15 protein-coding genes are annotated in these 13,039 nt (G+C 31.3%); 2 read left to right on the top strand and 13 right to left on the bottom strand.

Features of this window, described 5'->3' with window-relative positions; genetic code table 11:
• Positions 1-416: 416 nt before the first annotated feature.
• From RR409_RS13960 to RR409_RS13900, 13 genes are all read right to left on the bottom strand, one after another.
• The gene (locus RR409_RS13960) at positions 417-587 is read right to left on the bottom strand and encodes a hypothetical protein (RefSeq protein WP_332558390.1); all 171 of its coding nucleotides are present in this window, start codon (positions 585-587) and stop codon (positions 417-419) included.
• Between the two features lie 61 nt (positions 588-648).
• The gene (locus RR409_RS13955) at positions 649-1,203 is read right to left on the bottom strand and encodes an SLAP domain-containing protein (protein ID WP_332558381.1); all 555 of its coding nucleotides are present in this window, start codon (positions 1,201-1,203) and stop codon (positions 649-651) included.
• Positions 1,204-1,315: 112 nt separating this feature from the next.
• Positions 1,316-1,717 carry a F0F1 ATP synthase subunit epsilon gene (locus RR409_RS13950; protein WP_332558380.1) on the bottom strand — a complete coding sequence of 134 codons (402 nt, stop codon included), beginning with the start codon at positions 1,715-1,717 and terminating at the stop codon, positions 1,316-1,318.
• A gap of 23 nt (positions 1,718-1,740) precedes the next feature.
• Positions 1,741-3,135 carry a F0F1 ATP synthase subunit beta gene (gene atpD / locus RR409_RS13945; protein ID WP_332558379.1) on the bottom strand — a complete coding sequence of 465 codons (1,395 nt, stop codon included), beginning with the start codon at positions 3,133-3,135 and terminating at the stop codon, positions 1,741-1,743.
• Positions 3,136-3,170: 35 nt separating this feature from the next.
• Entirely contained in the window at positions 3,171-4,025 is an 855-nt protein-coding gene (gene atpG / locus RR409_RS13940; RefSeq protein ID WP_332558378.1) for an ATP synthase F1 subunit gamma, read from the bottom strand.
• Positions 4,026-4,054: 29 nt separating this feature from the next.
• Positions 4,055-5,572 (bottom strand): F0F1 ATP synthase subunit alpha, encoded by a 1,518-nt coding sequence (gene atpA / locus RR409_RS13935; protein ID WP_332558377.1) that lies wholly within the window; start codon positions 5,570-5,572, stop codon positions 4,055-4,057.
• 38 nt (positions 5,573-5,610) lie between these two features.
• Positions 5,611-6,669: a F0F1 ATP synthase subunit delta gene (locus RR409_RS13930; protein WP_332558376.1), complete on the bottom strand. Its 1,059-nt coding sequence runs from the start codon at positions 6,667-6,669 to the stop codon at positions 5,611-5,613.
• A gap of 3 nt (positions 6,670-6,672) precedes the next feature.
• Complete coding sequence (locus tag RR409_RS13925) at positions 6,673-7,152, bottom strand: F0F1 ATP synthase subunit B (protein ID WP_332558375.1); 480 nt, start codon at positions 7,150-7,152, stop codon at positions 6,673-6,675.
• 98 nt (positions 7,153-7,250) lie between these two features.
• A complete protein-coding gene (locus tag RR409_RS13920) occupies positions 7,251-7,499 on the bottom strand; it encodes an ATP F0F1 synthase subunit C (RefSeq protein WP_332558374.1) in 249 nt (82 codons plus the stop codon).
• A 222-nt stretch (positions 7,500-7,721) separates the two neighbouring features.
• Positions 7,722-8,402, bottom strand: coding sequence for a F0F1 ATP synthase subunit A (locus tag RR409_RS13915; RefSeq protein ID WP_332558373.1), 681 nt, complete (start codon positions 8,400-8,402; stop codon positions 7,722-7,724).
• Positions 8,403-8,595: 193 nt separating this feature from the next.
• The gene (locus RR409_RS13910) at positions 8,596-8,958 is read right to left on the bottom strand and encodes an ATP synthase subunit I (protein ID WP_332558372.1); all 363 of its coding nucleotides are present in this window, start codon (positions 8,956-8,958) and stop codon (positions 8,596-8,598) included.
• A 693-nt stretch (positions 8,959-9,651) separates the two neighbouring features.
• Positions 9,652-10,677 (bottom strand): MraY family glycosyltransferase, encoded by a 1,026-nt coding sequence (locus RR409_RS13905; protein WP_332558371.1) that lies wholly within the window; start codon positions 10,675-10,677, stop codon positions 9,652-9,654.
• Between the two features lie 33 nt (positions 10,678-10,710).
• Positions 10,711-11,199: a cytidine deaminase gene (locus RR409_RS13900; protein WP_332558370.1), complete on the bottom strand. Its 489-nt coding sequence runs from the start codon at positions 11,197-11,199 to the stop codon at positions 10,711-10,713.
• Positions 11,200-11,524: 325 nt separating this feature from the next.
• Between RR409_RS13900 and RR409_RS13895 the strand changes: the two genes are divergently transcribed.
• Both RR409_RS13895 and RR409_RS13890 read left to right on the top strand, forming a co-directional pair.
• Positions 11,525-12,226, top strand: a complete 702-nt coding sequence (locus RR409_RS13895) for a Crp/Fnr family transcriptional regulator (protein WP_332558369.1) — start codon at positions 11,525-11,527, stop codon at positions 12,224-12,226.
• Positions 12,227-12,386: 160 nt separating this feature from the next.
• Complete coding sequence (locus RR409_RS13890) at positions 12,387-12,938, top strand: NADH peroxidase (RefSeq protein ID WP_332558368.1); 552 nt, start codon at positions 12,387-12,389, stop codon at positions 12,936-12,938.
• The last annotated feature ends 101 nt before the right edge of the window (positions 12,939-13,039 follow it).

Genomic DNA, 13,039 nt, shown 5'->3' with positions numbered 1-13,039 from the left:
CAATCACCTCCCTATCATTGAATAGAGAGGACCATAGGAGAATTAATATTATTTTATTTATAAACTACCTACTACCAATATATAAAAAAATGGAAAAAGTGTGCACCTCTATAGAACTTCCCACGTCGTAGCGTGGGAAAACCCAATTCTTCCTCCAAGATAACCTCCTTAAGCATCGTAGCTTAAAATATATCCAATTCTTTTTACACCTATAAAAATCTTCCCACGTCAGAGCGTGGGAAAACCCAATTCTTCCTCCAAGATCGCCTTATTAAGCATCGTATCTTAAAATATGCCTCAATTCTTTTTACCCCTCTAAAAAACTTCCCACGTCGTAGCGCGAAAAAACCAGCTTTTCTTCCCAAACAAAAGACTCCCTAAAAATTAGGAAGCCTCAAATTTCATATTTATTGTATTTAATGGTTTTCATTTTTTTCATGGTTTAATGCATCATGAACCTTTTCTAAGTAATTTGTTTGATTCACAATATTTTCTTCAAAACTCTCTATTGCACTTTTCGTATAATTTCCTATCTTAACCATAGTTAATCCATTATTAACTTTAATTTTCCCTTTGTTTCTTCCCATAAAATTTTTCACCACCTTTAAAGGTAGTATTTGCATAACTTAATGTTTTAATTATTATGGATTATTTCTTATTAAATTTAGTTGAATACTCAAGTACGTATTCCTTTAGCTCTACATTTTTATTTAATATATGTTCATTTTCGTATACCAAATTCCATACTCTTGATTCTTTTGCATTAAGGACTCCAAAATCTTTTTCAGTAAGATTAAAGTTTGCTGATGCTATAACTTCTCCATTCTTTTTTATATCAACCTTAGCATCTATATCATAAACAGAATAGCTATATCCATTTCTAACAAACACAGATAAAACTAATGCACCATCCTCCCTAAACTTAGCTGAAAATCCATTAAAACTAATATTATCTTTTTCCACTTCGCCTAATGCATTTATATGTTCTTGGAGTTCTCTTTTAGTTTCCTCAGAAACCTCTGCCTCATTTATATTTGGTCCAAAAGTAAATTTTTGAACTGGCAGATTTTCATTTCCTTTATTAAATTCATTGATTTCATTAGTTCCACTAGGTTTGTTTATATCATTATTTTTAATATATGCAAGTCCTGATACTACAACAATTAATGCTAATATTAATATCATCCAAAACATCTTTTTCATAATATTCCTCCACACCAAGTATAATACTATGTATTATTTTATATTATGCATATATAAAAATTATATCCCATATAAAATAAAAAACAACCGAGTAAACACTCGGTTGCGTCTTTTAATTTGAACCTTTTAATCTTGCAATTGATCTTAACAGTGCAAATTGAGCTCTTTTTATGTCAGTTTCAAGACTCTTCTCTTTTAATCTTTTCTCTGCACGCTGTTTAGCCTCTTCAGCTCTTTTTTTGTCTATTTCCTCTGGCCATTCTGCAGAATTGCAGAGTAAAGTTGCCTTATTATTACTTACTTTAAACACACCATCTGATGTAATGGCAGTATATTGCTTTCCATTAACATCTTTAAAAGTTGTTATTGTAGGTATTAAAGTTGTTATCATAGGTGCATGGTTCGGAAGAATTCCAAAATGTCCATCACTACCTTCAGAATATAACTCTATAACATCTTCATTAAACAATTCTCTATCTGGTGTAACTACTGTAAGGTGAAATTTATTATCCATAGCTTTTCACTTCCAATTAATAACTATTCGTTCATTGTTTTTGATCTTTCAATAACATCCTCAATAGTACCTGCAAATAAGAATGCAGCCTCAGGAAGGTTATCATGTTTGCCTTCTAAAATCTCCTTAAAGCCTCTTACAGTATCTTTTACTGAAACATATTTTCCTTTATATCCAGTAAACTGCTCACCAACTGTAAATGGTTGTGATAAAAATCTTTGTACCTTTCTTGCTCTACCAACTACAAGTCTATCTTCTTCAGAAAGTTCATCAACACCAAGTATTGCAATTATATCTTGAAGTTCTTTATATCTTTCAAGAATATGCTTAACTTTTGCAGCTATTTCATAATGCTCTTCTCCAACAATTCTTGGGTCAAGAACTCTAGATGACGATTCTAGAGGGTCTACTGCTGGATATATACCAAGCTCTACGATTGATCTTGATAAAACAGTAGTAGCATCTAAATGAGTAAAGGTTGTTGCTGGTGCTGGGTCAGTTAAATCATCCGCTGGCACATATACCGCTTGCACTGATGTTATAGAACCATTTTTAGTAGAAGTAATTCTCTCCTGTAATGCTCCCATTTCTGTTGCAAGGGTTGGCTGATAACCAACGGCACTTGGAATTCTTCCAAGTAGTGCTGAAACTTCAGAACCTGCTTGTGTAAATCTAAATATATTATCTATAAATAAAAGTACATCTTGACCTTTATCTCTAAAGTGTTCCGCCATTGTAAGCCCAGTTAATGCAACTCTCATTCTTGCTCCTGGTGGTTCATTCATCTGTCCAAAAACTAAGGCAGTTTTATCTATAACTCCAGATTCCATCATTTCATTATAAAGGTCATTACCTTCTCTTGTTCTTTCTCCTACTCCTGTAAATACAGAAAGTCCACCATGTTCTTTAGCAATGTTATTAATTAATTCTTGTATTAGAACAGTTTTACCAACTCCTGCACCACCAAATAGTCCTATTTTACCACCACGTTGGTAAGGTGCTATTAAATCTATAACCTTTATGCCTGTCTCAAACATCTCAGGTTCTACTGATTGTTCTTCAAAACTTGGTGCAGATCTATGAATTGGGTAATATTCCTCAACCTCAAGAGACTCTTTTTCATCCATAGTGTGACCTAGAACGTTAAATAATCTTCCAAGAACTTTTTCCCCCACAGGAACCTGCACTGGTGCTCCAGTGTCAACTGCCTTAACGCCTCTTTTTAATCCTTCTGTGCTCTCCATAGCTATTGTTCTAACTATGTCATCACCTATGTGTTGCTCAACTTCTGCAATTATAACTTTGCCATCCATCTTAATTTCTATAGCATTATAGATATTAGGAAGTGAATCTGTATCAAATTTTATATCAATTACTGGTCCAATTATCTGAACTACTTTTCCTATGCATTGTGACATGTTTACCCTCCAAATTATTTAGTGCTTTTATGCCACTACTTTTGTGCTTGAGCACCGCCTACTATTTCTGAAATTTCTTGAGTAATAGCGCTTTGTCTAATTCTATTATATTTTAAATTTAATTTATCAATTATTTCATCGGCATTTTTAGTGGCACCTTCCATAGCTTCCATTCTGTAACTTTGCTCAGATACCTTTGCATTAACCATGGCATTTAAAATTAGTGAGTTAAAATATGGTGCTATTAGCCTATCTAAGAATTCCTCTTTATCTCCTTCAATATCAAATTCACTATTATAGCCGTCCTTCAAAGGTTTTGAAACTAAAGGTAATAGCTGAACAGAAATAGGATTTTTTCTTAATTGATTAATAAACTTAGTATAAACTAAATGAACTTCACCGATCTCACCATTTAAATACAAATTAAGTGCATGCCTACATATTGTATTGGATTCCTTTATTGTGGGTACATCGGGAACTTCTACATATTCAGCTACAGTTTCATATCTATACTTTCTAAGTAGCGATCGTCCTCTTTGCCCTATCATCATAACAATGTAGTTTTCTTTATCTTCTCCTATTATTTCACTGGTTTTAGATAAAACACTACCATTGTAAGAACCACAAAGTCCTATGTCAGAGGTCATTACTATCATTAATTTTTTAGTGCTATTATTTCCTGTTATAAAAATACTCTCACTTGATAATGAAGGAACTACTTCATCTACAATTTCTTTGTAAGCATTGAAGTAGTTATTATTATCATTTAATTTTACTCTAACCTTCTTTAGTTTAGACGTGGCAACCAGACCCATGGCCTTTGTAATCTTTTTAGTGTTTTGCACTGATTTAATTCTTCTTTTAATATTTACTAATCCTGTTGCTGCCATGTTTCCCACCTCCTGCAAAACATAGTAGCTTAACTAAGTTCTGCTAAAAATATCTTTTTGTACTCATCAATGGCTTCTTTTAACTTATTCTTTATTTCATCATCTAAAGCTTTTCTTTCATTAATGAGCTTTATTATTTCCCTATAATGAACATCTATATACTCTAGGTAACCTTTTTCAAAAGCTTTAATTTTATTAACTGGTATATCAATAAGGAAATTATTAACTCCTGCATAAAGAATTGCAATTTGCTTCTCCACGCTCATTGGAAGATATTGATCTTGCTTCAATATTTGTATTAATCTCTTTCCTTTTTCTAGTCTTCTTACAGTTTCCTTATCTAGATCCGATCCAAATTGAGAAAAGTTTGCAAGTTCTCTGTACTGAGCAAGCTCTAATCTTAAAGTAGCCGCTACTTGCTTCATAGCTTTTATTTGAGCATTTCCACCAACCCTAGAAACTGATATACCTGCATTTACCGCTGGTCTTTGTCCTGAGTAGAAAAGTTCTGCTTCTAAGAATATCTGCCCATCAGTAATTGATATTACATTGGTAGGAATATATGCTGTAACGTCACCTGCCAAGGTCTCTATTATCGGAAGAGCAGTAAGTGATCCTCCTCCAAGTTTCGTAGATAGCTTAGCCGCTCTTTCTAAAAGTCTTGAGTGTAAATAGAATACATCTCCAGGATAAGCTTCTCTTCCTGGTGGTCTTTTAAGCAGTAAAGACATAGCTCTATAAGCTACTGCATGCTTTGATAAATCATCATAAACTATCAATACATCTTTACCATCATGCATAAAATACTCACCCATACTACAACCTGCGAAAGGTGCCAAATATTGTAGTGGTGCAGATTGAGATGCAGTGGCAGCTACTACTATAGTGTAATCCATAGCTCCCATTTCTCCTAAGGTATTAACTATATGTGCTACTGTAGACTGTTTTTGCCCTATAGCTACATATATACAAATTACATCCTTGCCCTTTTGATTCAAAATGGCATCAATAGCTAGTGCCGTTTTTCCTGTTTGTCTATCTCCAATTATAAGCTCTCTTTGACCTTTTCCAATAGGTATCATTGAATCAATAGATTTAATTCCTGTTTGTAAAGGTTCTTTAACAGATTGTCTATCAATAACCCCTGGTGCCTCTACTTCAACAGCTCTATAATTTTCTGTGATTATAGGGCCCTTACCATCTAATGGCTGTCCCAAAGAATCTACAACCCTACCAATCAGTTCTTCTCCTACAGGAACTTCAACAACTCTACCAGTTCTTTTCACAATGTGTCCTTCTCTTATACCTTCTTCAGAACCTAGTAAAACACATCCAACGTTGTCTTGTTCTAGATTCAAAGCGATACCATAAACATCATTTGGAAATTCTAATAGTTCTCCCTCAAGGCATTCATCTAACCCATAAACCCTAGCAATTCCATCTCCAATTTGAATAATTGTTCCAGAATCAATTGTGTTTATATGATTTTCATATCTTTCAAGTTCTCTTTTAATAATAGATGTTATTTCACCTGGTTTAATGTGCATAATTTCACCTCTATATTCTATAACTGCGCACCAGCATGCTAGGACATTGTTCTTCTTAAGGTTTTCAATTTACCTTTCACTGTGCCATCAGTAATGTCATCGCCAATTCTTACATAAACTCCGCCAATTAATTCTTTATCTATTTTTTGTGTTATAACAATTCTTCTTCCGTAAAAATCTTCTAAGCATTTTTTAAGCTTTATATTTTGCTCTTCCGTTAAAGGAACTACAGTTTTAACTTCAGCATTTAACATTTTATTAAAGTTACTTGAACCTCTAAATACTTCTTGTTGGCCTTTTCCCATTTCTTCTGCTTTTATAGCATTATCTTTATTAGTTAAATCTTGTAGAAATTCTCCCTCAATAACATCATTTCCTATAATTACTCTAACTTCTCCTATAATACCAGCATCTAACACTTGTTTTATTACAATACTATGACTATAGAAGTTTCCTAGATTTACTCTAAGCCTTTCCAATTGTTCTTGAGAAAGTGGAGTTGCAGTTATAACTTCAGCAATTAATTCTTTATTTAACTCATTAAAGTTATATCTAGATCTTTGGTTGTTTTCTACCAAATCCTTCATTTCCTTTAACTTATTTTTAACTGATCCGTCTATAACATCACTACCAACTCTAACAATCAGTCCACCTAAAATAGATTTATCAATTTCCTCTTGAATAATTATATTTTTTTTATAAGTTTTCTCCAAGTTTTCTTGAAGAGCTTGTTTTTGATGTATCTCAAGTGGAATTACCGTTTTAACTATAGCTAATAAAGTGTTTGTACGTTCCAAATGAATTAACTTAAACTGATTAAATTTTTCTTTTAGATAAAGTATCCTCTCTTTTTCAATAAGTAAAAGCAAGAAACTTAACATACCCTCAGTTATCTGATTTTGGAAAATTTCTGTAAAAATTCTTTTTTTTGCAGATTTACTTATCTGAGGATGACTTGTAATCTTCATAAGGCCTTCATTATTCATCAATTCATGAACTATTCCTTCGAATTCTTCCATAACCTGTTCTATGTTGCCTTTTTCACTACAAGCATCATAAAGAGCAAGTGCATATCTCCTATCTAAAAATTCATACATGTTTTAACTACCTACCTTAGTTATGAAGTCGTCAATTAATCTCTTATGTTCTTCTTCATTAATTTCCTTTTCTAATGCTTTTTCAGCAAACTTTAAGGATAAGTTGATTATCTCAGTTTTTATTTCCTTTTCTGCCTTTTGCTTTTCTCTTTCCGCATCTACAATAGCTCTCTCTCTTACAAGAGCAGCTTCCTTGGTAGCTTCTTCTACAGTTTCTAAATATACTTTATCTGCTTTATTTTTAAAAGATTCAACCAGTCTTAAACCTTCTTCTTTATATCTTTTAATATTTACTTCATGTTCCTTTTTTATCTGTTCAGCTCTTTCTTCTTCATCTCTAGCTTTTTTAAAAGCTTCTTCAACTTCTATTTTTCTCTTATTTATTATTACAAGGGTTTTGTTGAATACAAACTTCTTTAGTATAAAATAGAATATAAAAAAGTTAATGGTCGATGCGATTATTATACCTAGATTTATCTCCATTCTACAAAATCCTGATTTAATGTATCTTTATTTTCACTAAACAAACCAGGACTCTCACCTACCCTTCCTCAGAAATTTAAATCTCACAATTCTACAAATTAGCCCTTCACTCCCATAAGAATTAATAAAAGTGCTATTAAGAATCCATATATTGATGTAGCTTCTGATAATGCTCCCCCTATAATTAATGCTGACATTATCTTACCACTAGCATCAGGTTGTTTCCCAATGGCTTCTACTGCTTTTGCTGTTGCATTTCCTGTTCCTATACCTCCACCTATTACTCCAATAGCTGCTATCCCTGCTCCGATTGCTGCCATTCCTGCTATAAATGCTGCTGATTCCATAATAATAATCCTCCTTAAAATTTATCCTTTTTTTGTTTTAATTACTTTGAAATTTTTAATTTTATATAGATTTAAATGTATATTGTTTATTCTTTATGATTTAACATATTATTATTTATAAATTGCTAAAATAGCCATTTACACGGTTCAAAATAAAAATTTTAAATCTTTCATTTTTTATTTAACTATAACTTTTGTTTAACCCAATCATTAAATATTTTTCTAGTGTTCTGAGATTATCTTAATATTAATCATAGTTAACATTACAAAAATTACCATCTGTATTGTTCCATCAAATATATCAAAATAGAAGTGGAACGGTATTGGAAGACCTAATGTTGCAAGGAAATGTATTCCATTTAAGCCTTGATAAACTAATTCCATAATTATTGTTGCTGCGAACATGTTTCCAAATAATCTCAGGCTCAGTGATATTGGAACCATGATTCTTTCTACAATATTTATAGGTAGTAGAATCGGCACTGGTGATGCATATCCTTTAAAGTATCCCCAGATTCCAAGTTTATTGATAGTATATCCTTGAATTACTAAAAATGTAGTTAAAGCCAATCCTAAAGCTACACTATAATCTGTGGTGGGAGGTTTAATTCCAAATAAACCTACCATATTTAAAGCAAGTAGATAAAGTCCTAGTGAACCAATATAAGGAACAAAACTTCTTTTTCCTTCTCCCATATTTTCATCTACGGTTTTTGTCAAAAATTCTATAAGTATTTCCACTACACTTTGAACTTTTCCTGGAACCTTTTTTGCCTTAATACTATAAAGTATAGATAATAGTAAAACAATTATTATTACTATCCATTGAATTACAAGACTTAAAGTAATCTGAAAAGGATACCCAAATAAGTTCATGGTATATATAGGTACCATTTCTTCCATAGAATCACTTCCTTTCACTAGTTTTAAACTTAGGTATCTGAAATAAACTAATAAACCAAAGCCCCTACTAATTTTTTGTGCCCATAACCCTGCTATGCAAGGATAAAAAAACAGGTCCTATTGATAGTCGTACTATTAATAGATTAAATTGAGCCTTTATATCACAAAACACACTAGTTCTTGATTAATTATTTTACTTCTGATCCCTTACCCCATAAAGAACAATGGATATCAATTGTGCAGTATATCCTATTATGTATATTATGAAGTTTAAATCACTTTTAGTAATAATTATTATGCCAGTTACACATACAAGTAAAATTCTAAATAGATTACTCCCAATTCCCAGCATTCTTTTAATTTTTCCCTCTTTTAAAAGAAGTAAGTTTGTAGACAATGAGTTAACTGCTAAATTTATCCACGCAAAAAAAATCCCTAACAAAAAAAATAAAGACGAAGAGCTAATAAAAAAATTACCTAGTCCAATAAAACACATAGCTAAAATGAAATCATAAATAGCTATTTTTTTTAAAAGTACTATATTTAATTCATCCACCTTATATCTCCTCTAATTAAAACTAATTAAGATTATATACATATAAACAACTTATTTAAAACCCTTAAAATCGTCGAATTCCGCTAAATTATCAAGCAATTGCTCATCCCAATGATTTAAATCCATTTTAATCTATATATCTCTCTTTTTCTCTATTTTTTCCCTACATTAAATAATTTGAGTTTATATTATTCAAATTTATATTATTCGCAAACATTGTAGAAAATTGTTACTTTTTTATGAATAATATAAAAGAATATTATTCACAAAACCCTATTTATTATTCGTTATTTCCATTACAAAAGAAACATTTTTTGTTCATTCATTCTTTTTTGTGAATATTTTATTAACTCCCATTTATTATATACTGACAAATGCAATTTTACAATTGTTTTATGTCATTATTTGTTCTATTTTATACTAAATAATCTTATTTACTTATAAGTATGTTTAGTTTTAAAGGCCAATTATATCCCTTTTATTTAAAATCATTAAAATAAATGAAAAAAAGCAAGCAAACACTACCATCTAACACCATATTCGTTACCACTTAATGAAATTTATAAAACTCCATACTTGCATTTTAGATAAAAATAAGCAAAAGATAAATTGATAACCTTCAATCTACCCTTTGCTTAATTTTGCAATTTATTATTTATTACTTATGCAAGTTTTCTAAATTGCCTTTAGTTTCTATTCAAGTTTCTTAAACATTTTGCATTTCCATGCTAAAATAAATATCACCACAACTACAGAAGCCAACAAAAAGTACGCTTTCTTACTACTTAATTGCATTGCAATTACAGCTAAACTACCTAAAATAGCACTAGTGACATACATAATGAGCACTGCTTCCCTTTGATTTAAACCTAAATTTAGTAATCTATGGTGCAAATGCCCCTTGTCCCCTTCCATTATAGGCTTACCACTAGCCTTTCTTCTAATCATGGCAAATATAGTATCATATATTGGCAATCCTAAGGTCAACAAAGGTACTGCTATAACTAATGATGTAGTAGATTTTATTGCTCCTTGAATTGAAATCCCTGCTAGAAAAAAACCTAACAGCTGAGATCCCGTATCCCCCATAAATATTTTAGCTGGATGAAAATTATATGGCAAAAACCCTAATATCGCCCCACCTAAAATAGTTGTTAGAAGTATCGTCTCATATCGTCCATTAATTATTGAAACTACTAATAAAGTAATAGTTGAAATGAACGCAACCCCTGCTGCAAGGCCATCTAGCCCATCAATTAAATTAAAGGCGTTTGTGATTCCAATTACCCATAGCATTGTAATGGGTATTCCCCAAAATCCTAAGTTCATGTATGGGTAAATGTTATTAAAAGGATTAGTCACTAGCCTTATCGTTATACCTGATAAAATTAAACAAGAAGTAGCCAATAATTGAAACATCAACTTATGACTAGGCTTTAAGCCTTTAATATCGTCAAGAATTCCGCCAATTACTATTATAGTTCCTCCTATAATTAATCCATAATGAGCAGCATGAAAACTCTTAAATTCTAATAACATAACTAATACAAAACTTATATATATTGCAAGTCCACCCATTCTAGGAATTGGGCTACTGTGAACTCTTCTATTATCCTTCGGTATATCTATGGCATTAACTTTATTTGCTATTTTCTTTACCCATGGTGTAATAAAAAAGGAAATGCTTACTGCCATGAAAAACAAAAATATTCTACTCATAAAAACCATCCTAATAATTTATTTGCCTTGCTTTTAGTAAACTCCATCTCCTATTAAAGAATCATCATTTTCTATCCAATAATCCACTTCTACTATTCTATATGTACTTTCTGTATCTCTAATTATCACCTTATCAATACCTGAGTTTATAATAAATCTTTTACATAATGAACATGGTGCAGCATTCTCCACTAACTCATTCGTAGATTTCTCTTTCCCAACTAAATAAAGTGTAGCTCCTAACATATCTTGTCTTCTTGAGGAAATTATTGCATTTTGTTCCGCATGAACTGATCTACATAGCTCGTATCTCGTTCCTCTTGGAACCTTTAGTTCTTCTCTTCTGCAAAATCCTAAATCAGAACAATTTGCTCTTCCTCTAGGGGCCCCTGAATAACCTGTAGAAATAATTTCATCATTTTTCACTATTATAGCCGCAAAATTTCTTCTTAAACAAGTCCCTCTTCCTAGCACAGTTTCACATATGTCTAAATAGTAATTATGCTTGTCAATTCTCTCCATTATTCATCCATCCCTCAAATTTATAATCAAATCTATTTTAAACCATAACGGATAAATTTAAAAGAGAAATTTAATGATTTTAAAAATTACCATAGGAATTTGCTCATAATTATTTCTTCTCACAACACTGTAGATTCATTCAGTAACTTAATTACTTATTACTTATACTTTTTTCCTTGTTTGAAAAGTATAATAAAAGTTCCTTTTACTTACGATTAATCCTTTTTAACATAAATAATAATTAATATTAAGAAAACTAGCACTATTTTAAAGATAGGTATGGTAGTATAAAATTAGTTGAAAATTTTACTAAAAAGGTGATTAGATGAATAAAATAATTATGCCACTAAAAAAATGTATCCTTTTTAAAGGAATAGATGAAGAAGAAATAGTTAACCTGCTAAAGAAAGTAAAGTATTCCACTTATGAAAATTGTAAGAATTGCACTAACTGCAGATCTTGCATATTAGCACTAGAAGGTGATGACTGTAACTCCATAGGGATAGTCCTTGAAGGAAATGTGGAAATTCAGAAACATTATCCTAATGGTAAGGTTGTGTCCTTGAGCTCATTAAGTGAGGGCAAAATCTTTGGAGAAGCTCTTGTTTTTTCATCGCACAATAAATATCCTGCTACCATTGTAACAATGAGAAATTCGAGAATCTTATACATCTCTAAAGATGATATCATTTATATGTGTAGCGAAAATCCAACAGTATTAAAAAACTTCATGAGTCTTTTATCCATGAAAATCTTGAACCTTAATAAAAAAGTTACTGAACTTTCTTTAGAAACCCTAAGGCAAAAGATAATTTTCTATTTACTACAGCAATATAAAGAACAAAAGACACTAAAAATAATTCTACCGATTTCTAAAAAGAGCCTTGCTGAGTATTTAGGGGTACAGCGTCCCTCTTTATCCAGGGAGTTTATAAACATGAAAAATGAAGGACTAATAAGTGTAGAAAAAGACATAGTGGAAATACTAGATTTAGAAACTTTACAAGATTATATTACTGTTTACTAAGCTTGTCGAAAAAAATCTAAAAGTTTTTTATAATAAATAATAATTTTCTATTGATAATTATTATCCGATAGTATATAATTAAATCATCGGGTAGGACGAAAAGAGAAACCTATCAAAATCAAATAAATTGTTTAAGAGTTTTAAGGAGGAATATTAAATTATGAAAAAATTTGTATGTACAATATGTGGTTATATTCATGAGGGAGATGCAGCACCAGAGTTTTGTCCAGTATGTAAGGCACCAACATCTAAATTCGTAGAGAAAACTGAAGATTCTTTATCATGGGCAGACGAGCACAGAATAGGCGTTGCAAAAGATGTAGACGCTGAAGTTATAGAAGGCTTAAGAGCTAACTTCGTAGGAGAATGCACAGAAGTAGGCATGTACTTAGCAATGAGCCGTCAAGCAGATAGAGAAGGATTCCCAGAAGTTGCTGAGGCTTATAAAAGAATAGCATTTGAAGAAGCTGAACATGCTGCTAAATTTGCTGAATTATTAGGAGAAGTTGTTGTAGCTGATACAAAAACAAATCTTCAAATGAGAGTTGATGCAGAGCACGGAGCATGCCAAGGTAAAAAAGATTTAGCAACACTTGCTAAAAAATTAAACTTAGATGCAATCCATGACACAGTTCATGAAATGTGTAAAGATGAAGCAAGACATGGTGCAGCATTCAACGGATTATTACAAAGATATTTTGGTAACAAGTAAAGTTTAGCATAGATAACCATCCCCCAGGATGACATTGAACCTCTATAATTTAAACGATAAAAAGACTGTAGGATTTTTCCTACAGTCTTTTTTACTATTAT

This window comes from Clostridium sp. (genome assembly GCF_036642255.1).
Classification (GTDB): Bacteria; Bacillota; Clostridia; order Clostridiales; family Clostridiaceae; genus Clostridium_J.
This window is presented reverse-complemented; position numbering and strand designations above follow the sequence as displayed.

Excerpts from the sequence above, each read along its gene's own strand:
- RR409_RS13960 (WP_332558390.1), bottom strand. The coding sequence starts at position 587 with ATGGGAAGAAACAAAGGGAAAATTAAAGTTAATAATGGATTAACTATG.
- RR409_RS13955 (WP_332558381.1), bottom strand. The coding sequence starts at position 1,203 with ATGAAAAAGATGTTTTGGATGATATTAATATTAGCATTAATTGTTGTA.
- RR409_RS13950 (WP_332558380.1), bottom strand. The coding sequence starts at position 1,717 with ATGGATAATAAATTTCACCTTACAGTAGTTACACCAGATAGAGAATTG.
- atpD (WP_332558379.1), bottom strand. The coding sequence starts at position 3,135 with ATGTCACAATGCATAGGAAAAGTAGTTCAGATAATTGGACCAGTAATT.
- atpG (WP_332558378.1), bottom strand. The coding sequence starts at position 4,025 with ATGGCAGCAACAGGATTAGTAAATATTAAAAGAAGAATTAAATCAGTG.
- atpA (WP_332558377.1), bottom strand. The coding sequence starts at position 5,572 with ATGCACATTAAACCAGGTGAAATAACATCTATTATTAAAAGAGAACTT.
- RR409_RS13930 (WP_332558376.1), bottom strand. The coding sequence starts at position 6,669 with ATGTATGAATTTTTAGATAGGAGATATGCACTTGCTCTTTATGATGCT.
- RR409_RS13925 (WP_332558375.1), bottom strand. The coding sequence starts at position 7,152 with ATGGAGATAAATCTAGGTATAATAATCGCATCGACCATTAACTTTTTT.
- RR409_RS13920 (WP_332558374.1), bottom strand. The coding sequence starts at position 7,499 with ATGGAATCAGCAGCATTTATAGCAGGAATGGCAGCAATCGGAGCAGGG.
- RR409_RS13915 (WP_332558373.1), bottom strand. The coding sequence starts at position 8,402 with ATGGAAGAAATGGTACCTATATATACCATGAACTTATTTGGGTATCCT.
- RR409_RS13905 (WP_332558371.1), bottom strand. The coding sequence starts at position 10,677 with ATGAGTAGAATATTTTTGTTTTTCATGGCAGTAAGCATTTCCTTTTTT.
- RR409_RS13900 (WP_332558370.1), bottom strand. The coding sequence starts at position 11,199 with ATGGAGAGAATTGACAAGCATAATTACTATTTAGACATATGTGAAACT.
- RR409_RS13895 (WP_332558369.1), top strand. The coding sequence starts at position 11,525 with ATGAATAAAATAATTATGCCACTAAAAAAATGTATCCTTTTTAAAGGA.
- RR409_RS13890 (WP_332558368.1), top strand. The coding sequence starts at position 12,387 with ATGAAAAAATTTGTATGTACAATATGTGGTTATATTCATGAGGGAGAT.